The following is a 21374-nucleotide window of genomic DNA, read 5'->3' on the forward strand; positions in this document are numbered from 1 at the left end:
GGTACAAAGCATCCCTTAAGCGTCGCTTCATTCATCTTGCGTGGATGTCTGAATCTGCTGCGAATAGATGCCCTTGCATCACGATGATCGTCTATCGTTAGTCACTCGGAGCTCGTTATGGCCCCAGGGCAAATGTGCAACAAGCTGTTGCACGATTTCTTCGTCAGGGAATGCTTCGGTAAAAGCACGCATATATTTGAGGTTTCGAGGCCTATCGGAGCTCCAGCCGGGCGGGCTCGACATGCGTCGTCGAGTCCGCCCAGCTTGGTTGATCGATCGAGTATTTGCGCCGGTTTAATCAGCACCCGCCGGGCGCGTAAAACTACTCGTGCGTATCTCCTTCAAAATGCAATACCCCGCCGACCGGATTGTATTGCAGCCCATCGAATTGGTAAAGCTGGAGTGCCTCGATCGGATAGATGTCGGAGCCTTCTTTGGTTGTCACTTTGATGCCGTCGAAAAGCAGCGGGGTCGTCCAGCCGTCCATATTGTGGACGACCTTCATCAGTTCTTCGCGAGTCGGCTCCTTTAGCTTTTCAAGTGACTGGATAAGCGCATCGCCGATCGAATAACCGGTTTGGCCGATTGTGTTGGCGAAGACGAAGTTCACTTTGGCCGACTTGATGGCATCGAGGTATCGGTTGATGCCCTCATCACTGGACTTCTGGTCGCTGATGATCGGCTTCAGGAAGTCTGAGGTGATGATACCCTTGGCATTTTCCAGGCCAACGGACTGAAGGACCGGATACGAAGACGAGAGATTTGTGACCAAGGTCAACGGCTTCCAGCCGCTTTCCGATTGGAAGCGGATGGCCTCGCCGCCTTGGCGAGGCGCGGCGATGATGACGAGCGTGTCGGCGCCGGAGGCCTTCAGCGTATTGAGCTGGGTTTCCACAGTGGGGTCTTGTGATGTCACAGGTTGACGTTCGACCACCCTAATCGCCGAACCCTCGACCGCGCGGTCGAATGCCTTCATGAATGTTTGGCCGGTTTCCGTGTTCAGATACAGGAACGCGACCCTGGCGTCGGGCTTGTTGATCGCGAGATATTCGGCGAAGGCGTCCGCTTCGGTCGAGAAGGATGGCACGAACCCAACTTCCCATTCAGGAGCGTTCAGGGAAATAACTCCGGAGTACATGAAGACGTTCGGTACCTTCTTCTGGGTGATGTAGCGTCCGATCGCGAGGTTGTTCGGGGTGGCAGCCGTGCCGACCAAGGCGAAGACCTTGTCCTTTTCCACCATCTTGCGGACATTCGCCAACGTACGCTGCGGATCAAGGCCATCGTCCTCGATGACGAGTTCGATCTTGCGTGTCTTGCCGTCGCCCATCTTGACGCCACCTTCGGCGTTGGCCTGTTCGACACGCGCCCTAATACCCTCGGCGACGCCGCCGACGACCGCGACCGGACCGGTCAAAGGTCCGGTCACCCCAACCTTGATCGTGTCATCGGTGACGCCCGGCGACGGTTCGGCGGCGCTAGCGTGGGAAGCGACGAGCAACGCGGCCGCCGCCAACTGCACCGTGCAGCCCTTCAGTATCGAGATCAGTCTCATTTCAGTTCCTCCCAGTTCGATGGCGGGCTCTCAGCCAGCCGCCCTCCGAAAAATCATCGAAAGCCATTTTTCGATGAAACCAGTCACTCCGTTGCGTGCGACCATCATGATGAGGATCAGCGCGAGGCCGTAAATCAGATTGCCGAGGCTCAGGTTGATATCGGATGCCCAGCTCGGAACGAAAACCATGAACAGGCCGCCGATAAACGCGCCGACGATGCTGGTGACGCCGCCGACGATGCTGCCGATGACGATGTTGATGGACAGGATCGCCAGGAAAGATTCCGGGCTGATGAAGCCGCTGACCATGGCAAATACCCCACCACCCAGTCCCGCGAGCGCCGAGCTTACCGCGAACGCCCACAGTCGGGCGCGTGTGAGGTTCACACCGAGCGCTTGAGCAATCTGAGGGTTGTCGCGCTGCGCCCTGAGGGCCCGGCCCACATCGCCGAACAGCATTCGGGAAACAAGCAACGCTCCGACGCCGGCGCAGGCGAGCGAGACGAGGTAAAGCCACAGCTCCGGGGCGTCCGCCATGATTTTAGGCAATTCAGGCGCGTCGATCGGAAGCCCGGATACGCCTCCGGTCAGGCTTCCCATCTTCAGGAGCAATTGAGGAAATGCTGCTGCGATACCAAACGTGACGATGGCCAACTGCAGGCCTTGGAGCCTGAGCGCCGGAAGGCCGATTACCAGGCCGACGGCGGCGGCGACTGCAGCCGCGACCGGAAGTGTGGCCAGGGGAGAAACGCCGTAAGTCGCGTTCAGGATCGCAGTGACATAGGCGCCGACACCGAACAGCGTCCCTTGGGCAAGGCAAATCTGCCCAGCATATCCCATCAGCAGGTTGAGACCGAGGATCGCGATGGCATAGGCGATCGCGATGGCCACTTCCTGGAGAGCGTAGGCGGGGGCGAAAACCGGGATCAATACCGCGACGATCGCGAAGACACCAAGCTTGATCGCGGTTGAGAGGGAAACGTCTCTCATAGTTTTGTCACCTTGTAGGAGCCGAACAGGCCGACGGGCTTCACGAGCAGGATGGTCAACGTCAGCGCGATCGGAACTGCGATACGCATGTCGGCTCCAATGAACGATAGGTAGCTCGCTCCCAGGCTCTCTGCGACGCCGACCGCGAGGCCGCCGACGATGGCGCCTAGCGGACTATCCCAGCCGCCGAGTGTCGCGGCCGCCAGGCCATAAAAGAGGATTGGGGTCATCATCGTTGGGCTAAGAAACAGGCGGGGTGCGATCAGAATCGCGGCCAAAGCGCCAATGACGGCGGCGAAGCCCCAACCCAGCATCAGCATGCGCTCGACATCGACACCCACAAGAACGCTGCGTGTACGGTCGAAGGCCGCTGCGCGCATCGATAATCCGAGCTTGGTGAAGCGGAAGATAAAGCCCATCGCCAGCGCAATCGCCAGGAGGATCACCAGCGTCCCGACGGCCGAGGCAAGCACGCGGACGTCGCCGATGCTGAACCCGCCATCCGGGAAAAGGCTTGGGAAGGAGAGCTGTTCCGCCCCCCAAATCCACATGCAGGCAGCCTGGAATAACACAAGGATGCCAAGCGTGATGACGACGACCGCTTCCACCGGAGCGTCCATCATGGGTCGGATGATCAGGCGGAACGTCACGATTCCGACAGCGAATGCCGACAGGAGGCTCACGAGGACGGCGAGCCAGAGCGGCACACCCCACTGCATCAATTGCCAGGCCCCATAGGCCGAGAAAGTCGCCATCTCGCCCTGACCAAAATTGACGACGTTCGTCGCCCGGAAAATGAGAACGAGCGCCAGCGCGAGCGCGGCGTAGATAGCACCCGTGGTCAAGCCGCTGACGACGAGCTGGAAGAAGAGACTCATCAGGCGACTCCCAGATATGATTTCTTGATGTCTTCGTTATCGATCAGGGTGCTCGCAGCGCCGCTCGCGACGATCTGGCCAGCCTCGATGACGAAAGCCCTGTCGGCGTATTGAAGGGTGATGTCGACGTTTTGCTCGACCACGAGCAATGTCATGCCGTTGTCCTTGTTCAAGGACTTGAAGATCGTAAGGATCTCCTGGGTGATGGCCGGCGCCAATCCGAGAGAAGGCTCATCGCACATCAGCAGTTTCGGCCTGGACATCAGCGCGCGGGCCACCGCGAGCATCTGCTGTTCGCCGCCGCTGAGGTTTCCGGCGAGCTGGTTGCGCCGTTCCCGCAATCTGGGGAACGTCTCGTACCAGCGCTCCTTGTCTTGCCTCACCTGGGAGCGGCTGGCCACGATGGTGGCGCCGAGCGACAAGTTTTCGTCCACGGTGAATTCGGTAAACGTGCCCCGACCTTGCGGTATGTGCGCAACGCCAAGAAAAAGGCGCGTCTGGGCGGAGATATTGTCAAGGGCTTTGCCCGCGTAGGAAACTGAACCTTTGAACGGCAGGAGGCCCGAGATTGCGCGCAGCAACGTCGTCTTTCCGGCGCCGTTGGAGCCAAGCAGTGCGACGAACTCTCCTTCGCCTACTGAGAACGAACAGTTAAACAATGCACGCGTCTTGCCGTAAAATACCGACAGATCTTTGATGTCCAGAAAGGTCATGCCGCCCTCCCGAGATAGGCGGCGATCACCGCGTCGTTTGACTTGATTTCAGCGGGCGTTCCCTCGGCCAGGTTACGGCCCAGGTGGAAGACGACGATCCGATCACAGAGGCTCATCACCAAACCCATGTGATGCTCGATGAGAAGGATCGAGAGATTGCGTCTGCGCCTGATCCCGTCGACGAGCGCGCCGAATTCGTGGACCTCGCCGTGGGTCAGTCCGCCGGCGGGTTCGTCGAGCAAGAGTATTTTCGGCTCGGCGGCCAGCGCGCGGGCGATTTCCATACGCTTCTGCAAAGGGTAGGGGAGCGATCCGGCTGCCTGCGGAGCGAGATCCGCCATGCCGACCTCCTCAAGCACCGTCATCGCGCTTTCACGCGCAACGCGTTCTGAGGCTCTTATCCGGAACGGAGCGAAGATCGCCTCAGCGAAATTCCCGCCAAGCCGGTGATGGGCGCCCAGCATGACGTTCTCCAAGACTGTCATCGATGCATAGATGCCTAGATTCTGAAACGTGCGAGCGATGCCCATCCCAATCATGTCACGCGTTTCCACGCCTTCGAGCCGCTGGCCGTCGAGCGTGATCGATCCGGTTGCGTAATTGACCAGTCGGGTCGCGGCGTTGAGGAAGGTCGATTTGCCGGCGCCGTTCGGTCCGATCAGGCCGCAGATTTCACCGGGCTTTACAGAAAGCGATACGTCCGTGAGCGCCTTAACGCCGCCAAACTGCACGGAAACTTCCCGCGCCTGGAGCATCGGACGCACCTTTTCGATGCTGCTGTCGTTCATTTTATTTCCTCCTCCTGAAGCGGCTTCTCCTCGGTCTGTCCATTTCTGTTGTTGACAGCTACCCCCGCTTTGGATACCAATACGTATCCGAAGACGTTTCGGTATGTCAAGTGTCAATCGCACTCGATCGCTTTCCCGGAACGTCCCGAGATGCGTGCCGTCTGGCCGGAGACCACGGCGGCTATATTCGCGACAACTCCCCGAAACCGGGGGGCATGGGAGGAAATCAAATGACGGGATCGCACACCGACTTGACGGGCGAAAACCTCTACCGGGATCCCTATCCCGTTTACGCGCGTCTGCGCGCAGAGCAGCCCGTGGCGCTCTTCGATGGAACGAAGGAATACTTCATCACTCGGTTCGACGATTGCCGCGCCGTCGGTGGCAACGACAAGGTGTTTGGGCCCTCCGGTTCAGCGGACCGTCCGGAAGCCCGCGTGATGGGGATGCCGAACGTCCTGACCATGTCGGGTGAGGAGCATCAATGCCTTCGCCAAGGGATAGAGGAAAACCTTACCCAAGAGCGGGTACGGTCGTTTGTGGGAGCTCTAACGCTTCCGGTCGTTCAGCGCTACATTGATTCCATTATACGGAATGGAGAGGCCAACCTCACGGCCGACCTTTTTGAGCCTATCTCGGTGCGCTGCATCGGCGACGTCATCGGCCTGACGGAGACGCCAAACGAGACCCTCGTCGAGTGGTTCCACGCAATGGCGCTCGGCCTTCAGAATATCAGCGACGACCCCGCCATATGGAAGCGGCTCGATGATGCGCTTGCCGACATCGACAGGCAAATGGGCGATCTTTACCAAGCCTGCCTCACCAAGCCTAACAACTCGCTTCTGAGCCACGTGATGTATGGCGGCATGCAAAAGGGCGAGGTCCGCAGCTGGGAGGAAATTTCGCCGACCATGCGCGTTATCATCCTTGGCGGTCTCCAGGAGCCCGGGCATGCCGCGGCGAACGCCTGCGCGGGTCTTCTTACAAATGCCGACCAGGCGAAGGTCATGGCCGAGCAGCCGCAGGAAAATGCCATGCGCGCCTTCGACGAAGGCCTCCGCTGGATCGCTCCGATCGGGGTCACGCCGCGCATCGCCCGGGAGGATTTCGAGATTGCGGGAACCGTAATTCCGCAAGGCGCGTCTGTGGCGATCGTTATGGGCTCTGCCAATCGCGACGAAACCCGCTTCGAAAATGCCGATACGTTCGACATGTTCCGCAAGAAGAAGCAGCACCTGTCGTTCGGCTTCCGCCCGCATTTCTGTTCCGGCCACTTCCTGTCGAGGGCCATGGGCGAGATTGCGCTTGCGGAGGTGTTCCGGCAATTGCCCGACCTCCGGCTCGACCCCTCGCGCGAGATGAAGGGCAAGGGTTGGCGGTTCCGCGGCATTTCCGATCTCCCGGCGAAGTGGAACGCGTAATGTCGCTCATCATTGACTGCCACGGGCACTTCACGACGGAACCACCGGAGCACCATGCCTTCCGGACGACGCAGGTCGCCTACGCGGAAGGCAAGGCTGCCGAGCAGCCGATCTATCCGGGCATCCCGGACAAGCAGCTCCATGGCATCATCGAAGCGAACCAGCTGAAGATCCAACGCGAGCGCGGTTCGCACGTTACCCTTCTGAGCCCACGTGCCTCCGGCATGGGCCACCACGTTCCAGGCTTGGCAGTCGCCAAGGAATGGTCGCGGCTGTCGAACGACAATGTCGGCCGGATCGTCGACATGTTTCCCGACAATTTCGCTGCCGTCTGTCAGCTTCCGCAGACGGTCGACGGCGATCTGTCCGCGGTCATCGACGAGCTGGAGCGTTGCGTCGAGAACGGCTTCGTCGGCTGTAATCTCAATCCCGATCCCTCGGGCGGACGCTGGAGCGCTCCGCCGATCTACGATCTGTGGTGGGATCCGATGTGGGAGGCCATGGTCGCCCTCCAGGTGCCCGCGATGATTCACGTGTCGAGTTCCTGCGAGCGTTGCGTTCACATGACCGGAGCGCACTACATCAACGCGGACACGGCGGTATTCATGCAGCTCATCCAGGGAGACCTGTTCGAGCGTCATCCCGATCTTAAGCTCATCATCCCGCATGGCGGCGGCGCCGCGCCGTATCATTGGGGCCGCTACCGAGGCCTGTCGATCATGCTCGAAAAGCCGAGCCTCGACACGCACCTGATGAACAACCTGTTCTTCGACACCTGCGTCTACCATCAGGCCGGCATCGACACGCTATTCAACGTCGTTGATGTCAAGAACATCCTCTTCGGCTCGGAGTTGCTCGGCGCGGTCAAGGCGATCGATCCCGAGACGGGCCATCCGTTCGACGACACCAAGAGATACATCGATCAGCTCGCGCTCGACGACGACCAGAGACATGCGGTCTTCGAAGGAAACGCCCGGCGAGTCTACCCGCTCCTGGACAAGAGACTACGCGAGCGCGGCCTTTGATGGCTCGCAATTACAATGGAGAAATCAAATGACTTCAAGCCAACATCTGAGCCTCGCGGGCGGGGCGCAAGGATTCAACTGGCTGCCGGTTTTCGTGGCCGAAGAGCTCGGCCTTTTCGCCAGGCATGGACTGTCCATCGAATACAAAAAGATGGGTACTGTCGACAAGGCGACCAGCGCTGTACTTGAAGGTGAAGCAGACCTCGCCATCACGCCGCCGGAGGGCGCCGTCTCCAACTTCGTCAAGGGCGGCGAATTGCGTGTGATCGCTTCGAATTCGAACCGCCTGCCGATGTCGCTGGTCGCCCAGCCATCGATCAAGTCGATCCCGGCTCTGAGGGGCAAGAAGGTGGGAACGTCGTCGCTCACCGAGGGGACCGCGATCTACACGCAGATGTTGCTCTCCAAGGATGGGCTGCATTATCCGGGCGACTATGAATTCGAACTCGCCGGCATCCATACAAAGCGGTGGGAAGCCCTTCAGGCAGGAGAGATCGACTGCGCGCCGCAGCCGGCACCTTGGAATTTCCTCGCGGAGCGGGACGGCTTCAACCTGATCGGCGAGATCAACGACGTCATCCCCGAAATTGTCTTCGCCGCCATCATCGGCCGCAAGAGCTGGCTCGACGGCAACCGCGACATCATTGTCCGCTTCCTGCAGGCGCTCATCGACGCCTATGCGATCACCAACGACCCCGGTCGGGAAGATGTCACGCTTCCGATCTTCCAGCGGATCACGACGAAGGACGACGCCGATCTCGCTTCACGAGGCCTTCGCTATATGCGCGACATGGGTATGTGGCCGGGTGACCTTTCCATTCCGCAAGCTGCGATGGACACGACGATCGACCTGATGATCCGCGCCAACTTGCTTGACGAAGCCGCCAGACCTTCAGCGGGGGGCGTGTTCGATCGTGGCCTTCTCGAAGCTGCATCGGGCTGAACGATCAGTTGCGACGCGTTCCATGGACACGCCAGGAGATTTTCGATGAAAGTAATGACAAAAACCCAGCGGACGGACCGCGAAATATGTGAGGCGTTGGGCAAGCTCGGCGTCGCCACGGTTCACGAGGCTCAGGGACGCAAAGGGTTGCTCGCACCGCACCTGCGTCCCGTAATCGATGGCGCTCGCATCGGCGGCACGGCGCTGACCTGCGAGGTTCCGCCCGGCGATAACTGGATGATCCATGTGGCGCTCGAAATGGCGCAACCGGGGGATATCCTGGTCGTTGCGCCGACCTCGCCCTGCACAGATGGCTATTTCGGCGACCTGCTCGCCACTTCCTGCAAAGCGCGCGGGATTCTCGGCCTTGTGATCGACGCTGGTGTCCGTGACATAGCCGACCTTCGCGCGATGAAGTTCTCGGTCTGGGCCAAGGCCATATCGGCTCAGGGAACCGTCAAGGAGACGTTGGCGAACGTCCAGGTACCAGTGGTCTGCGCCGGCGCCTATATCGAACCGGGCGACGTCATCGTCGCCGATGACGACGGGGTCTGCGTCGTCAAGCGTGATGAGGCAGCTCAGGTGCTCGAAAGGGCCCTAAAGCGGCAACAGATGGAAGACGAAAAGCGCGGCCTCTACGAGTCCGGCAAGCTCAGCCTCGACATCAACAACATGCGTCCGCAGCTCGAAGCGAAAGGCCTGATCTATGAATAGGGCGATTGCAGTTCGCATCCCTCGCCGGGTCGTCACGGGCATCAAGGACGGCAAGTCTGTATTCGTCAGCGATGGCCCAACCGCGAACGCCCATGTCTACGATGCTGTGCCGGGGCATTTGACGTCGGTTGTTTATGCCACCGCCGCCAAGCCCGTCCTTCCGCAGGATCATGCGGAGCAGGCGCCACCGCAAATAATGGTCACGCCTGAACCGGGAGCAACGAAAGTCATGATCGTCGTCTTTCCGCCGGATTCGGTGTTCGCCACCGTGGACCACAAGGCGGCGTTCGAGGAGCAGGCAATTCACATTCCCGGCCTGATCCAGGCATTCGAGCCTGACGCGCCTGGCATGCACACCACCGACACGGTCGACTACGACATTGTGCTCGACGGCGAGATCTGGCTCGAACTTGACGACGGCGCTGAAACCTTGCTGCAACAGGGCGACGTCGTGGTCCAGTGCGGAACCCGCCATGCCTGGCGCAACAAGGGCGAGAGGCCTGCCACGATGTGCTTCGTCCTCATCGGCGCCGAAAGAAAGTCGTGAGATGAAGCCCGACAAACTCTCCCGATCTTTCGACTGCGTGATTGTCGGCGGCGGACACGGCGGGTCGCAGACGGCCGCCGCACTGCGGCAATCTGGGTTTACCGGCAGCATCGCGTTGATCGGCGCTGAGCCGGAAGTGCCTTACGACCGCCCTTCACTTTCGAAGGACTACCTGGCGGGCAAGAAAACGTTCGACAGGATGTATCTACGGCCCCAGGATTTCTGGGGAACGCGTGAGGTGGAATTATTGCTTGGCCGCCATGTGAGCGCGGTCGATCCCGAGGCTCGCACCGTGACGACCGATCGCGGCGAATGTTTCTCCTACGGCCAGCTGGTTTGGGCAGCTGGCGGCGATCCGCGGAAGCTGACCTGCCCCGGCAAAGACCTGACAGGCGTTTTCTACATCCGCAGCAAGGCGGATTGCGACGCACTGATGGATGTTCTTCCCGACGCGCAAAGGATCGTGATCATCGGCGGCGGGTACGTCGGCCTGGAAGCGGCCGCAGTGTTCCGGGAGATCGGCAAGGACGTGACGTTGGTTGAGGCACTTGACCGCGTGCTGGCCCGTGTGGCTGGAGAGCCAATATCTCGCTTTTACGAAAACGAGCATCGGGCGCGCGGCGTCGACATCCGTCTCAACAGCAGTGTCGCCTCTTTGGAGGGGACGAACGGCCGCGTGTCGAGCGTCGTCCTGGCCTCCGGCGAGGCGATTGCAGCTGACATAGTCGTCGTCGGTATCGGCATTATTCCTTCGGACGGGCCTTTGAAGACAGCCGGAGCTGAAGGCGCGAACGGTATCGATGTCGATGGGCTTTGCCGTACGTCCTTACCCGACATCTATTGCGTGGGCGACTGCGCGCGTCTGCAAAATGGTCCGGGCATCCGCATCGAATCTGTGCAGAACGCGACCGATCAGGCGACCACCGCAGCCAAAGCCATCTGCGGGGAACTCAAGCCTTACGCGGCAACACCGTGGTTCTGGTCCAATCAGTACGACCTGAAAATGCAGACGGTTGGCCTCAATTTCGGCTTCGACAGCATCGTCACGAGAGGCGACCCCACCTCCCGAAGCTTCAGTGTCATCTATCTGAAGAACGGAGCGGTTCTCGCCCTCGATTGCATCAATTCGCCGCGCGATTACGTGCAGGGGCGAAAGCTTGTCGACAGCGCGGCAAGGATTGATCACGCCGCTTTGGCGGACACATCGAGACAACTCAAGGAAATCGACCTCGTCACATCGTGACGCGTCAGGCGCAAAAAAAGTGGAGGAAAAATGGCTACCATATCAGTACGGACCAGAGACGGAGAGCTCCATAGCTTCGACGGACGGATCGGCGCCTCGCTCATGGAGAATATCCGGAACGCTGGGTTTGATGAACTTTTGGCGATGTGCGGCGGCTGTCTGTCCTGCGCCACCTGCCACGTCTATGTCGAGCAGTTTCCTGCGAGGGCAAATGTACCGGTATCCTCGATCGATGAGACCGAACTGCTGGAGGGATCCGACTATCGCCAAGAGAACTCGCGGCTTTCCTGTCAGATACCATTCGATGAAACGCTCAGTGGCATTGTTGTCGGAATTGCGCCCGAAGACTAGAATTCCTTGTGGACTGAACATGTGGCACATGAGCCGCGCGAACGTCTCGGGCGGCTGAAAAGCCGCCCAGGGAACCGATCAGACAATCTACGTTTCCTCAAGCTCCAGTACATCTCCCTCTGGATCGCGTCCATAGGCGATGAGAAATGGCTTCTCCGCGTCCCAAAGTCGGTGATTTCGCCAATCTGCGCACCACCCGCCTGATGATTTGCGTCAGCATTCCGCTGACATCTTTCATCTGGAACGATAGGTGACAGGAGCCGAGTTCGTTCAATCTCGGCCGGTTCCTATCACAAGTGGCTTTGTGCTCGTGTGTTTCCAAGAATGGGCATTAGAGTTCGGGGAACTTGAGCCAGATTGCGTATATCTCCGAGTTCGCGATCTGCTATCGGAAGTATTGGGGCGTCGCCAGGCTCAAGCCATCCGCGCGTTTCGCTCCTTTGGGGAGGGATGCCGCCATATCGGCAAGGCATCCCTCCCAGGAAAAAAACGAGAACGGCTTCAGTTGATGATCGGCAGCAGCTTGTTGATCGAGTCCTTCGCGTCGCCGAAATACATCCGGGTGTTCTCTTTGTAGAACAGCGGGTTCTCGATGCCGGAATAACCGGTGCCTTGGCCGCGCTTGGAAACAAAGACCTGCTTGGCCTTCCAAACCTCCAGGACCGGCATGCCTGATATCGGCGAATTCGGATCTTCCTGGGCGGCGGGATTGACGATGTCGTTGGACCCGATGACGATGACGACGTCGGTATTCGAAAAGTCGTGGTTGATTTCGTCCATTTCCAGGACGATATCGTAGGGCACCTTTGCCTCGGCCAGAAGCACGTTCATGTGACCGGGCAGGCGGCCGGCAACGGGATGAATGGCGAAGCGCACGTCCTTGCCGGTTGCACGCAGCTTGCGGGTAAGCTCGGAGACGGCACTCTGTGCCTGTGCAACCGCCATGCCGTAACCCGGCACGATAATGACCGAGTCCGCATCGTTGAGGGCCGCGGCAGCGCCTTCGGCGTCAATCGCGACCTGTTCGCCCTCGACGGCCATCGCCGGGCCCGACACATTGCCGAAACCGCCGAGGATCACGGACAGGAACTGCCGGTTCATTGCCTTGCACATGATATAGGAGAGGATTGCGCCGGAGGAGCCGACCAACGCGCCGGTAACGATCAGAAGGTCGTTTCCAAGCAGGAAGCCGGTCGCTGCAGCCGCCCATCCAGAATAGGAGTTGAGCATGGAAACGACGACCGGCATGTCGGCCCCGCCGATCGCCATGACGAGATGGGCGCCGATGACGAAGGCGATCAGCGTCATCAGATAGAGCGTCCATGAGCCCGCGCCGTTCATATAGAGCAGCATGAGGACGAAGCAGGTGGCGACCGTCGCGATGTTGAAGGCATGGCGGCCGGGCAGGATCAGCGCCTTACCGCCGATACGGCCTGAGAGTTTGCAATAGGCGATAATCGAACCGGTGAAGGTCACAGCTCCGATGAAGACCCCGAGGAAGATTTCCACTTCGTGGATGATCTGCTCGGCATGCGCAGTGAATTCATGCGCCGTCATATCGGAATTGAGGCCGATCAAGACGGCGGCGAGGCCGACGAAGGAGTGAAGGGCCGCCACGAGTTGCGGCATGCCGGTCATTTCCACGCGTCGCGCCATGACCGTCCCGACGACAGCGCCGATCACAAGCATGACGATGAGCAGCGCCGAAAGTCCGACACCCGGCCCGAAGATCGTCGCAATGACAGCGATCGCCATGCCGACGATGCCGTACCACACAGCGCGCTTCGCGTTTTCCTGGCCGGAAAGACCGCCGAGCGCGAGGATAAAGAGAACCGAGGCTGCGATATAGGCCGCGGTCTGGATACCGATAGACATTGTCAATTCTCCCTCGACGCGGTCAGGACTTCTGGAACATATTCAGCATGCGGCGTGTCACCATGAAGCCGCCGACGATGTTGATCGTTGCGATCGCCACGGAAATGGCGGCAAGCGCCGTCACCAGCCAACCGCCCGCGGTGATCTGCATGACCGCTCCAATGATAATGATGCCGGAGATGGCGTTGGTGACGGCCATGAGCGGCGTATGCAGTGAGTGCGAAACGCCCCAGATCACTTGGAAGCCAACGAAGCAGGCGAGTGCGAAGACGATGAAATGGCCCATGAACACCGGCGGTGCGAAGGCGCCGATGAGGAGCATCAGCAGACCGCCAACGACGAGAAGCCCGACCTGATTTCGTGTCGCAGATTTGAAGCCGGCGGCCTCAGCGGCCTTCTTTTCTTCAGGCGTCGACTCCTTGGTCTTTTCCTTGGGTTTCTGGGCGGCAATCGCCTGGATCTTTGGCGGTGGTGGCGGATAGGTGATCTCGCCCTTCAAAGCGATCGTCGCACCACGAATTACGTCGTCCTCCATGTTGTGGACGATGACGCCATCCTTATTCGGGGTTAGGTCCGTCATCATGTGGCGGATGTTGGTCGAATAGAGCGTCGACGACTGTGCGGCCATTTGGCTTGGGAAGTCGGTGTAGCCGATGACGGTGACGCCGTTGTCGGATACGATTTTCTCGTCTGGGACGGTCAGGTCGCAATTGCCGCCGCGCTCGGCGGCAAGGTCGACGATCACCGAACCGGGCTTCATCGTGGCTACCATGTCGGCAAGCCAGAGCTTCGGCGCGTCGCGGCCGGGGATCAGCGCCGTCGTGATGACGATGTCGATGTCAGTCGCGATTTCGCGGAACTTCTTCAGTTGTGCCGCGCGAAACTCGGGCGAGGAGGGTGCGGCATAGCCGCCCGTCGCAGCGCCGTCCTGCTGCTGTTCCTCGAAGTCGAGGAAGACGAATTGCGCGCCCATGGATTCGATCTGCTCGGCCACTTCCGGCCGCACGTCGAAAGCATAGGTGATGGCGCCGAGCGAAACGCTGGTGCCGACCGCCGCAAGTCCGGCGACGCCCGCGCCGATCACCAGGACCTTGGCCGGCGGGATCTTGCCGGCGGCGGTCACCTGGCCGGTGAAAAAGCGGCCGAAGTTACTGCCCGCCTCGATCACTGCGCGATAGCCGGCGATGTTGGCCATGGACGAGAGTGCGTCCATTTTTTGTGCGCGCGAGATGCGCGGCACCATATCCATGGCAATCACGTTGGCGCCGCTCGCTTTCGTTTGGTTCAGAAGTTCTTTGTTCTGCGCCGGATAGAAGAACGAGATCAGTGTCTTGCCGCCCGAGAGCCTAGCCACTTCGTTTGACTCCGGCGGACGTACCTTGGCGATCACGTCGGCGCTTGCAAAGAGTGTTTCGGCGTTGTCGACCACCGTCACCCCGGCGGCCCGGTACGCATCGTCAGAAAAGCCCGCGAGCTTGCCGGCGCCAGTTTCGATGGCACATTGATATCCGAGTTTCTGAAGTTGGATGGCGCTGTCAGGCGTCATTGCAACGCGCGCCTCTCCTCCCATCCTCTCTCGAGGCGACCCTATGAGCACGTATCCCTCCCTCATATTGAACGTCACTGATCCGACGCGACGCCGGGTTTCGGTCTGGCCGAAGCCGAACCAATGAAAACCTTCGCCGCATTCTGTTTGGAAATTTGCGTCAGTAGACCACCACGCCGCGGATGCTCTTGCCCGAATGCATCAGCTCGAAGCCCTTGTTGATGTCGTCGAGCGGCATGGTGTGGGTGATCATCGGATCGATCTGGATCTTGCCCTGCATATACCAGTCGACGATCTTCGGCACGTCGGTGCGCCCACGGGCGCCGCCGAAGGCGGTGCCCATCCAGTTGCGGCCGGTCACCAGCTGGAACGGGCGGGTGGAGATCTCCTGGCCGGCGCCGGCAACGCCGATGATGATCGATTTGCCCCAGCCGCGATGGCTTGCTTCGAGCGCCTGGCGCATCACCTTGGTGTTGCCGGTGCAGTCGAACGTGTAGTCGGCGCCGCCGATCAGGTCGCCATTGCGCTTCGTCAGGTTGACGAGATAGGGCACGATGTCGTCGCCGACCTCCTTCGGATTGACGAAATGCGTCATGCCGAACTTCTCGCCCCATGCCTTGCGGTCATTGTTGATGTCGACGCCGATGATCATGTCGGCGCCGGCCAGCCTCAGGCCCTGCAGCACGTTGAGGCCGATGCCGCCGAGACCGAAGACGATGGCGGTCGAACCGATCTCGACCTTGGCGGTGTTGATCACCGCACCGATGCCGGTCGTCACACCGCAGCCGATATAGCAGATCTTATCGAAGGGGGCGTCGGAATTGACCTTGGCCAGCGCAATCTCCGGCAGCACGGTGAAATTGGCAAAGGTCGAGCAGCCCATATAGTGATGGATCTTGTCCTTGCCGATCGAAAAGCGCGCGGTGCCGTCGGGCATCACACCCTGGCCCTGGGTCGAGCGGATGGCGGTGCAGAGATTGGTCTTGCGCGACAGGCAGGAATAACACTCGCGGCATTCCGGCGTGTAGAGCGGGATGACGTGGTCGCCCTTCTTGACCGAGGTGACGCCGGGGCCGACATCGACGACGATGCCGGCGCCTTCATGGCCGAGGATGGCCGGGAACAGGCCTTCCGGATCGGCGCCCGACAGGGTGAAGTCGTCGGTGTGGCAGATGCCGGTCGCCTTGACCTCGACCAGTACTTCGCCGGCCTTCGGGCCGTCCAGCTGCACGGTCATGACTTCGAGCGGTTTTCCGGCCTGAACGGCAACGGCGGCGCGAACGTCCATTTAGAATTTCCTTTCGATGAAAACCAAGTCTGTTTCAGACAGGGCAGCGATTAATGTCGACGTCGGAGGGAATGAAGTCGGGGCCACTTTCCAGACCGGTCGGGCGCCACCGTGAGATTGTAATCGTAAATCATGGGCCTCCCTCGGTCGGCGCGGCAAACCTCCTCAAACCTTCCGGCCGCACTGTATTCTTCGTTAACATACCGAAACGCATCTGCATACTAAAAAGTATCTGATTGGGTTTGGCTGGTGATGTCTCCCCCTGCGCTTGCTACGCAGGCCGGGTTCATTTTCATCAAATTTTAAATACGCCATGGTATTTGGAGATATTTCGGTATCTGAAGGATATTTTTATGCGTAAGATTATCAGCAGACTTCCGCTGCGAGCGGCGATTTACGGAGCAATTATTCCGCCGCTGACGGCGATGGCCCTGCTGGGCGGCGTCAAGGTGTGGGAGTCTTACCAGGGGTACCGGAATGCCCAGACCGTCGGGTTGGTCCAGAGGTTCGCCAATGCGTCGGGCGAACTCGCCCAGTCGCTTCCGGCCGAGATGTTCGCAACACCCGATGGTATCGCTGCTGCACGGTTCCGCACGGACTCAGCGTTTGCCGGAATTCTAGACGCATATGATGCGATGAAGGCGGTCGAGATGGTCGACCCGATTTTTGAGACCGACTTCCGTTTCGTCCAAGACAACAAGGCGGGCTGGTACGCCTTTCGAGACCATGTCAAATCGAACCACGACCAACTGAACGACGCCTTGATGGCGGAAGGTATATCTCTCGTGCCGCTACCGACAGCGGCGATCGATATCGTGCGCCGCGCGGGCAGCCACGCGACGGATGCCCATATCGCAGGACTGCTCCAAGGTTATTACGCGTTGATGCAGATCAACGAGGCCTCCACCATGGAAATGGCAAATGGCGCCGTCTATCTCTCGAATACCGAACTCTCGGCACAGCAGAAGACGTTGGTCGTCAACTCCAAAGTCAACTTCGCAAACTTCCAAAACACTTTGATGGAGCAACTGCCGACCCAGATCACCGGCACCTATCGCGACTTCCTGGAATCGGACGATCAAAGGTTCATAGCCGGCGTCAGAACGGGGCTTTATGGTTTGGGCGCATCGGGGCACGTTGATACCAAGGGGCTCGAGCGGTGGAACTCAGCGACCTTCAAACGGCTGTTGATTTTAGGCAAGGCTTTCTCCGACACGCGCGCCTTTCTTGAGGAGGCTTCGCTCCACGACGTTGCTACCGCACGCTTCAATCTCCTTATGTTCAGCATTACCACGGTAGGATTGTTCGTGCTGATCGCCGCCGCCTCGGTGGCGCTCTCTGCCAATGTCGCGAGCTCTCTGAAACGCATCATCGAGCGCATGACCCGGCTGGCCGAAGGGAATGTCGATGCAGCCGTTCCCGGCATGGACCGTACCGACGAAATTGGCGAGATGGCACACGCCGTCGAGCACTTCCGGCAGAACGCGATCGAGCGACAGAACCTTGAGTGCGAGGCGGAAGCAATGCGGTCAAGGACGGAAGCGGAACGCTCCGAGCTACAGGCCCGGGCCGAACGCGAAGCGACGGAGAAGCTTGTGACGGCCACCCGTGGCCTTGCCGGAGCGATGCAGGCGCTGGCGAGGGGAGACCTGTGCTGCGAGGTCGACGATCGGTTCTCAGAAGAGTTCGAAGGGCTGCGGCAGGACTTCAACACCTCGGTGGTGCAACTGCGCGATGCGCTTGCCGGGGTTGGGCGTCTAGCCGCAGCCGTCGACCAGGAGAGCACCGAATTTTCATCGGGTTCGGCAGACCTTTCGCACCGTACAAGCGAGCAGGCAGCCGCGCTCGAGGAGACGGCCGCCGCACTTCATGAAATTACCAGCAACGTCGGCGCGACGACGCAGCGAACAGGACTTGCACGAGATGCCGTCCGCGACGCAAGCAAGCGCGCCGAGGGTGCGGCATCCGTCGTTCGCAACGCGATCAAAGCCATGCAAAGGATCGAGGAGTCCTCCGGCCGGATCAACCAGATCATTGGCGTGATCGACGAGATCGCCTTTCAGACCAATCTTCTCGCGTTGAACGCCGGCGTGGAGGCGGCACGGGCAGGCGATGCAGGCAGAGGCTTTGCAGTGGTGGCCCAGGAGGTCCGCGAACTCGCTCAGCGTTCAGCGAAAGCGGCGAAAGAAATCAAGGGGCTGATCAACAACTCAGCAGCCGCCGTCGGTGACGGAGTGGCACTGGTGAGCGAAACCGGCGTGGGGCTGAGCGAAATCGAGGGTCTCGTCAGGGAGATCAGCGGTCATATGGACGCGATCGCCGGCGCAGCGGAGGAGCAGTCCGTCGGACTGGCGCAGATCAATTCCACGGTAGCGCAATTCGACAAGGCGACGCAGAAGAATGGCGCGATGGTCGAAGATATGGCAGCCGGCGGGGCGCGTCTCGCCGATAGCAGCGCAGAACTTCGGTCGATGCTCTCCCGCTTCCGCCTTGGTGCGACGGCGGATGCAGCGTCCGGGTCGATCACCAGATACGGTCGGCGTAGTGCAGCCTGATGTACCTCACAGAAAAAGGCGCCGTCGCGATAACGCGACGGCGCCCCTTTCTTGATGCGACCTGACGGTTATCCCTGGTGTTCGCGGCCTTCCACTTGGATCACGAGATCGACCTCATCGCCGATCATGCCGAGCGCGGCCTTCATACCGAAATCACTGCGCTTGACTTTGGTCGTGGCGCTGAAACCGACAACGTGGCTCTTATCCCAGGGGTTCTGCCCTTCCTTGTTGAACGTGACGTCCAAGGTCGTGGGTTTCGTCACTCCCGCTATCGTCAGGTCTCCGACGATCTGTCCGGTGTTATCGGTCGTCTTTTTGAACTCCTTGCCGACGAAGGTGATTTCCGGAAACTCCGTGGCATTGAACCAGTCGGCGCCCTGGATGTCGCCGTCACGCTGCTTGTTGTTCGTCGAAATCGAGGCGACGGTGACTTTGACATCAAGGTTGCTGGCGTCCGGCTTGGAAGCGTCGAATTCGAACGCGCCGGAGAACTCTTGTGCGACACCGATGACCTTCGAAAAACCAAGATGGTCGATGTAGAACGCAACGCCCGAATGGACCGGATCGATGTCGAATTTCGCGGCCGAGGCGGGCGACATCGTGCCGGCGAGTGCCGTCATCGAAAGTAGCAAGGCTGCAAGTCGGTATTTCATTTTCATTCTCCTCCTCATGTTAAACTGGAAAGCTCGATCCGTAATCGACGAATGCGACGGCAAACGCCGCAGCAGCCGGCAGTGCAGCCAAGGCGATATGGACGAAAAGGCGCGGAAACGGCCGAGAAAGGCCGATCTTCAGGCAGATGCGCTCCGATAGCGCCGGCAGCACGACGCAGAGAGCGAGCACCGCAATTGCGATCAGGTCGGCTTTGCGCGTGATCAGCACAACGGTATCGGCGATGGCGATCAGGCCGCCGAGGGCGCCGATTGAGGAGGCGCCTCCAAAACGGAACACCGGCTTTACGGCGTGAACGACCAGGATTCCGAAGCATCCGCCCGCAAACATCAGACAGAGCTGAAACGAAGAAGACGAGGCGCCGAGAAGGGCGATCGGCGCGAAGCCGAGAGCAAGCACGGCAACGACTCCGCCTCGCTTCACGTCGTCCTCTGCACCCGGTGCCCCGCGCGAGAAGACCAGCCACATGATCGCCATTCCGGCGACTGCCGCGATCGCCACTTCCCAGGACGCTGTCCCCAATCGAGGCGAACCGATATAGAACGCGGCCGCGACCGGCTGCAGCAGCGCGAGAAGGCGCGCCGCGCGTGGGGCCGCTATCTCGGCGGCGAGGCCGATCGCCATTCCGATGACGATCACGTAGAACACCTTATTGACGGCACCGACGGGCGGAAATGTCGGTACTTTGTTGTAGGTGAGCCAATAGGCTGCCAGCAATGCTGCGGGCATCAGGAGGTCGGTCAGCCGGGTCAGGCCGCGCCAACGCATCAGGCCCGACACAAGAAAGCCGACAAGCGCCATGGCGAGCAGGGACGCGACCAGCGCCTCCTGAGGGGAGTTACCAAATCCAAGCATGTGGTGATTCCGAATTGCCAATCCACGCCGTGCCGCTGACGCGCACGACCAGGCGGTGTTTCAACCTGCGGCTCTTGCGCTTCGACAGGTTGTCACGATGATGACGTTGTTCATGATCCCCCCGTAACCCGCATGCTCCTCAACAGCGGTCGCCGTTCCCGGCCTAAATACCATTCGGTTTTCACATACCAAATAGTTTCTGGATGAACGCTAGTCTTTGAGTTTCACGATGTCAAGCCGATTTGCGCGGAAAGATTTGCTTTCCCGCGCTTGGTAAGTCCTTTCGACATTCGCCGAGCTAACGCTCATGCTCAGAGCGCGCCCGGCCGCGGCGCGCACTTCACATGATCAGATGGTGGATGATTTTGGTTATGCTGTAGCCGCTTTGGCGGGCGTCGACGCGCGCGAGGATCGGTACATTTCCCGCAGCACGACCCGCACCATGTCCCCAGGTGCGCCGTCCTTGAGGAAGCTCGAAATACCGCCATAAGTCAGCTCGAGCACGATACCGCCGATGTAGAATGGGCTCGCTGGCGGCTGCAGAACAAGATTCAGCTTGTCGATAAGAATCTTGCCGACGCCTTCCCACTGATCCCGGAACAGTTTTACATGCCGGTCTCCAAGGGTGTGGTCATGCTGGGCCATTCGAAGAAGCTCTATAGCCAGCATGCCCCAGCGGCGATCGTCGCCGCGGTCGTTCGCCCATGCCGCCAAGACATCGATCAGTCCCATGGGGTTATCGTGTTTTCCGAGAAGCTCGGTCAACTGAACGACGTCGCCACCCGCGTTGCCAGCAAGGAGCTGCAGGAAAATATCTTCCTTGTTAGCAAAATTCGAATAAAAGGCGCCCTTCGAGTAGCCCGCCTCTTCCGCAATCCGTTCGATGGACGCCCCGGCATAGCCGTAGCGTGCCATGACTTCGTAAGCGGACGCCAAAAGCTTTTCCTTTGTGCGAGCCTGACTTTGCTCACGTGTCAGTCGTGCCATTCGCAAATCCGTTCCGTGCGTATCCAGACACCGAGGCGTACCTCAAAACGAGGTGGTCACACAAGAGCCGTCAGCAAACAAACGAGTGCCCAGAATATTGGATATTCGGGACCCATCTTCTGCCAGCGCCAGTTCATGCCGTTTATCTTCACAACCGCGTAGCCCGCACCCAGCAATACCGCTGCTCCGAAAAAGGCAGCAACCCGCGGGTATATCGAGAAAATCAGACCCACCGTCGCGCAGGCCTCCGCAACGATGGCGACCCCAATGAACAGCTTGCCGGGCTTGAGGCCCGCCGCCTCGAACGTTCCTCCGGCTCTCTGGTAGTGCAGTGTCTTGCCGATGAGATGGGGAATAAACCAGACGCCGCAGAGAATGCGGAGCCAGTCAATTAACGCAAAGTCCATGTCTCCTCCTTGACGCGATCC

Annotated in this window: 21 protein-coding genes; 8 read left to right on the forward strand and 13 right to left on the reverse strand. The window is 59.8% G+C overall.

Going from position 1 to position 21374, the window contains the following annotated elements; genetic code table 11:
- Positions 1–78: 78 nt before the first annotated feature.
- From RCCGE510_RS35385 to RCCGE510_RS04830, 6 genes are all read right to left on the reverse strand, one after another.
- The gene (locus tag RCCGE510_RS35385; RefSeq protein ID WP_276310625.1) at positions 79–243 is read right to left on the reverse strand and encodes a DUF1016 N-terminal domain-containing protein; all 165 of its coding nucleotides are present in this window, start codon (positions 241–243) and stop codon (positions 79–81) included.
- A 79-nt stretch (positions 244–322) separates the two neighbouring features.
- Entirely contained in the window at positions 323–1555 is a 1233-nt protein-coding gene (locus tag RCCGE510_RS04810) for an ABC transporter substrate-binding protein (RefSeq protein ID WP_007627662.1), read from the reverse strand.
- Positions 1556–1585: 30 nt separating this feature from the next.
- Positions 1586–2485, reverse strand: coding sequence for a branched-chain amino acid ABC transporter permease (locus RCCGE510_RS04815; RefSeq protein WP_240539629.1), 900 nt, complete (start codon positions 2483–2485; stop codon positions 1586–1588).
- A gap of 56 nt (positions 2486–2541) precedes the next feature.
- Positions 2542–3423, reverse strand: a complete 882-nt coding sequence (locus RCCGE510_RS04820; protein ID WP_007627664.1) for a branched-chain amino acid ABC transporter permease — start codon at positions 3421–3423, stop codon at positions 2542–2544.
- Entirely contained in the window at positions 3423–4136 is a 714-nt protein-coding gene (locus tag RCCGE510_RS04825; protein ID WP_007627665.1) for an ABC transporter ATP-binding protein, read from the reverse strand. Before RCCGE510_RS04825 ends, RCCGE510_RS04820 begins: the two co-directional genes overlap by 1 nt.
- Positions 4133–4924 carry an ABC transporter ATP-binding protein gene (locus tag RCCGE510_RS04830; RefSeq protein WP_007627667.1) on the reverse strand — a complete coding sequence of 264 codons (792 nt, stop codon included), beginning with the start codon at positions 4922–4924 and terminating at the stop codon, positions 4133–4135. The genes RCCGE510_RS04825 and RCCGE510_RS04830 overlap by 4 nt, the downstream gene beginning before the upstream one ends.
- A gap of 230 nt (positions 4925–5154) precedes the next feature.
- Here RCCGE510_RS04830 and RCCGE510_RS04835 point away from each other — a divergent pair, with 230 nt between their 5' ends.
- The 7 genes from RCCGE510_RS04835 to RCCGE510_RS04865 are packed head-to-tail and all read left to right on the forward strand — an operon-like array spanning position 5155 to position 11168.
- Entirely contained in the window at positions 5155–6345 is a 1191-nt protein-coding gene (locus tag RCCGE510_RS04835; RefSeq protein WP_007627668.1) for a cytochrome P450, read from the forward strand.
- Positions 6345–7370 (forward strand): amidohydrolase family protein, encoded by a 1026-nt coding sequence (locus tag RCCGE510_RS04840; protein ID WP_007627670.1) that lies wholly within the window; start codon positions 6345–6347, stop codon positions 7368–7370. The genes RCCGE510_RS04835 and RCCGE510_RS04840 overlap by 1 nt, the downstream gene beginning before the upstream one ends.
- A gap of 28 nt (positions 7371–7398) precedes the next feature.
- Positions 7399–8313: an ABC transporter substrate-binding protein gene (locus RCCGE510_RS04845; RefSeq protein ID WP_007627672.1), complete on the forward strand. Its 915-nt coding sequence runs from the start codon at positions 7399–7401 to the stop codon at positions 8311–8313.
- A gap of 45 nt (positions 8314–8358) precedes the next feature.
- Positions 8359–9027: a 4-carboxy-4-hydroxy-2-oxoadipate aldolase/oxaloacetate decarboxylase gene (locus tag RCCGE510_RS04850; RefSeq protein ID WP_037077786.1), complete on the forward strand. Its 669-nt coding sequence runs from the start codon at positions 8359–8361 to the stop codon at positions 9025–9027.
- Positions 9020–9574 (forward strand): cupin domain-containing protein, encoded by a 555-nt coding sequence (locus RCCGE510_RS04855; RefSeq protein ID WP_007627675.1) that lies wholly within the window; start codon positions 9020–9022, stop codon positions 9572–9574. Before RCCGE510_RS04850 ends, RCCGE510_RS04855 begins: the two co-directional genes overlap by 8 nt.
- Position 9575: 1 nt before the next feature.
- Positions 9576–10817, forward strand: coding sequence for an FAD-dependent oxidoreductase (locus RCCGE510_RS04860; RefSeq protein WP_007627677.1), 1242 nt, complete (start codon positions 9576–9578; stop codon positions 10815–10817).
- A gap of 30 nt (positions 10818–10847) precedes the next feature.
- Positions 10848–11168 carry a 2Fe-2S iron-sulfur cluster-binding protein gene (locus RCCGE510_RS04865; protein WP_007627679.1) on the forward strand — a complete coding sequence of 107 codons (321 nt, stop codon included), beginning with the start codon at positions 10848–10850 and terminating at the stop codon, positions 11166–11168.
- Between the two features lie 501 nt (positions 11169–11669).
- Here RCCGE510_RS04865 and pntB read toward each other — a convergent pair.
- The 3 genes from pntB to RCCGE510_RS04880 form a co-directional block, all read right to left on the reverse strand.
- The gene (pntB, locus tag RCCGE510_RS04870; RefSeq protein ID WP_007627681.1) at positions 11670–13043 is read right to left on the reverse strand and encodes a Re/Si-specific NAD(P)(+) transhydrogenase subunit beta; all 1374 of its coding nucleotides are present in this window, start codon (positions 13041–13043) and stop codon (positions 11670–11672) included.
- A 22-nt stretch (positions 13044–13065) separates the two neighbouring features.
- Positions 13066–14640 (reverse strand): Re/Si-specific NAD(P)(+) transhydrogenase subunit alpha, encoded by a 1575-nt coding sequence (locus RCCGE510_RS04875; protein WP_007627684.1) that lies wholly within the window; start codon positions 14638–14640, stop codon positions 13066–13068.
- Positions 14641–14749: 109 nt separating this feature from the next.
- The gene (locus RCCGE510_RS04880; protein WP_007627686.1) at positions 14750–15877 is read right to left on the reverse strand and encodes an S-(hydroxymethyl)glutathione dehydrogenase/class III alcohol dehydrogenase; all 1128 of its coding nucleotides are present in this window, start codon (positions 15875–15877) and stop codon (positions 14750–14752) included.
- 353 nt (positions 15878–16230) lie between these two features.
- On the opposite strand from RCCGE510_RS04880, the gene RCCGE510_RS04885 reads away from it, so the two are divergent.
- The gene (locus RCCGE510_RS04885) at positions 16231–18432 is read left to right on the forward strand and encodes a methyl-accepting chemotaxis protein (protein ID WP_007627688.1); all 2202 of its coding nucleotides are present in this window, start codon (positions 16231–16233) and stop codon (positions 18430–18432) included.
- Between the two features lie 68 nt (positions 18433–18500).
- Here the strand turns inward: RCCGE510_RS04885 and RCCGE510_RS04890 are convergent, their stop codons facing one another.
- From RCCGE510_RS04890 to RCCGE510_RS04905, 4 genes are all read right to left on the reverse strand, one after another.
- Positions 18501–19085 (reverse strand): YceI family protein, encoded by a 585-nt coding sequence (locus RCCGE510_RS04890; protein ID WP_007627690.1) that lies wholly within the window; start codon positions 19083–19085, stop codon positions 18501–18503.
- 19 nt (positions 19086–19104) lie between these two features.
- Positions 19105–19959: a hypothetical protein gene (locus RCCGE510_RS04895; protein ID WP_007627692.1), complete on the reverse strand. Its 855-nt coding sequence runs from the start codon at positions 19957–19959 to the stop codon at positions 19105–19107.
- A gap of 369 nt (positions 19960–20328) precedes the next feature.
- Positions 20329–20946, reverse strand: a complete 618-nt coding sequence (locus tag RCCGE510_RS04900) for a TetR/AcrR family transcriptional regulator (RefSeq protein WP_052029473.1) — start codon at positions 20944–20946, stop codon at positions 20329–20331.
- Positions 20947–21002: 56 nt separating this feature from the next.
- On the reverse strand, positions 21003–21353 hold the full coding sequence (locus tag RCCGE510_RS04905) for a DoxX family protein (RefSeq protein ID WP_007627701.1): 351 nt from the start codon (positions 21351–21353) through the stop codon (positions 21003–21005).
- Between the last annotated feature and the right edge of the window lie 21 nt (positions 21354–21374).

It is taken from the genome of Rhizobium sp. CCGE 510 (genome assembly GCF_000292525.1).
Lineage (GTDB): Bacteria > Pseudomonadota > Alphaproteobacteria > Rhizobiales > Rhizobiaceae > Rhizobium.

What these genes read in the sequence shown, in the direction of transcription:
- RCCGE510_RS04865 (WP_007627679.1), top strand. Translation starts at nt 10,848, where the DNA reads ATGGCTACCATATCAGTACGGACCAGAGACGGAGAGCTCCATAGCTTC.
- RCCGE510_RS04895 (WP_007627692.1), bottom strand. Translation starts at nt 19,959, where the DNA reads ATGCTTGGATTTGGTAACTCCCCTCAGGAGGCGCTGGTCGCGTCCCTG.
- RCCGE510_RS04860 (WP_007627677.1), top strand. Translation starts at nt 9,576, where the DNA reads ATGAAGCCCGACAAACTCTCCCGATCTTTCGACTGCGTGATTGTCGGC.
- RCCGE510_RS04810 (WP_007627662.1), bottom strand. Translation starts at nt 1,555, where the DNA reads ATGAGACTGATCTCGATACTGAAGGGCTGCACGGTGCAGTTGGCGGCG.
- RCCGE510_RS04855 (WP_007627675.1), top strand. Translation starts at nt 9,020, where the DNA reads ATGAATAGGGCGATTGCAGTTCGCATCCCTCGCCGGGTCGTCACGGGC.
- RCCGE510_RS04830 (WP_007627667.1), bottom strand. Translation starts at nt 4,924, where the DNA reads ATGAACGACAGCAGCATCGAAAAGGTGCGTCCGATGCTCCAGGCGCGG.
- pntB (WP_007627681.1), bottom strand. Translation starts at nt 13,043, where the DNA reads ATGTCTATCGGTATCCAGACCGCGGCCTATATCGCAGCCTCGGTTCTC.
- RCCGE510_RS04835 (WP_007627668.1), top strand. Translation starts at nt 5,155, where the DNA reads ATGACGGGATCGCACACCGACTTGACGGGCGAAAACCTCTACCGGGAT.
- RCCGE510_RS04885 (WP_007627688.1), top strand. Translation starts at nt 16,231, where the DNA reads ATGCGTAAGATTATCAGCAGACTTCCGCTGCGAGCGGCGATTTACGGA.
- RCCGE510_RS04890 (WP_007627690.1), bottom strand. Translation starts at nt 19,085, where the DNA reads ATGAAATACCGACTTGCAGCCTTGCTACTTTCGATGACGGCACTCGCC.
- RCCGE510_RS04820 (WP_007627664.1), bottom strand. Translation starts at nt 3,423, where the DNA reads ATGAGTCTCTTCTTCCAGCTCGTCGTCAGCGGCTTGACCACGGGTGCT.
- RCCGE510_RS04825 (WP_007627665.1), bottom strand. Translation starts at nt 4,136, where the DNA reads ATGACCTTTCTGGACATCAAAGATCTGTCGGTATTTTACGGCAAGACG.
- RCCGE510_RS04845 (WP_007627672.1), top strand. Translation starts at nt 7,399, where the DNA reads ATGACTTCAAGCCAACATCTGAGCCTCGCGGGCGGGGCGCAAGGATTC.
- RCCGE510_RS04850 (WP_037077786.1), top strand. Translation starts at nt 8,359, where the DNA reads ATGAAAGTAATGACAAAAACCCAGCGGACGGACCGCGAAATATGTGAG.
- RCCGE510_RS04840 (WP_007627670.1), top strand. Translation starts at nt 6,345, where the DNA reads ATGTCGCTCATCATTGACTGCCACGGGCACTTCACGACGGAACCACCG.
- RCCGE510_RS04900 (WP_052029473.1), bottom strand. Translation starts at nt 20,946, where the DNA reads ATGGCACGACTGACACGTGAGCAAAGTCAGGCTCGCACAAAGGAAAAG.
- RCCGE510_RS04880 (WP_007627686.1), bottom strand. Translation starts at nt 15,877, where the DNA reads ATGGACGTTCGCGCCGCCGTTGCCGTTCAGGCCGGAAAACCGCTCGAA.
- RCCGE510_RS35385 (WP_276310625.1), bottom strand. Translation starts at nt 243, where the DNA reads ATGTCGAGCCCGCCCGGCTGGAGCTCCGATAGGCCTCGAAACCTCAAA.
- RCCGE510_RS04905 (WP_007627701.1), bottom strand. Translation starts at nt 21,353, where the DNA reads ATGGACTTTGCGTTAATTGACTGGCTCCGCATTCTCTGCGGCGTCTGG.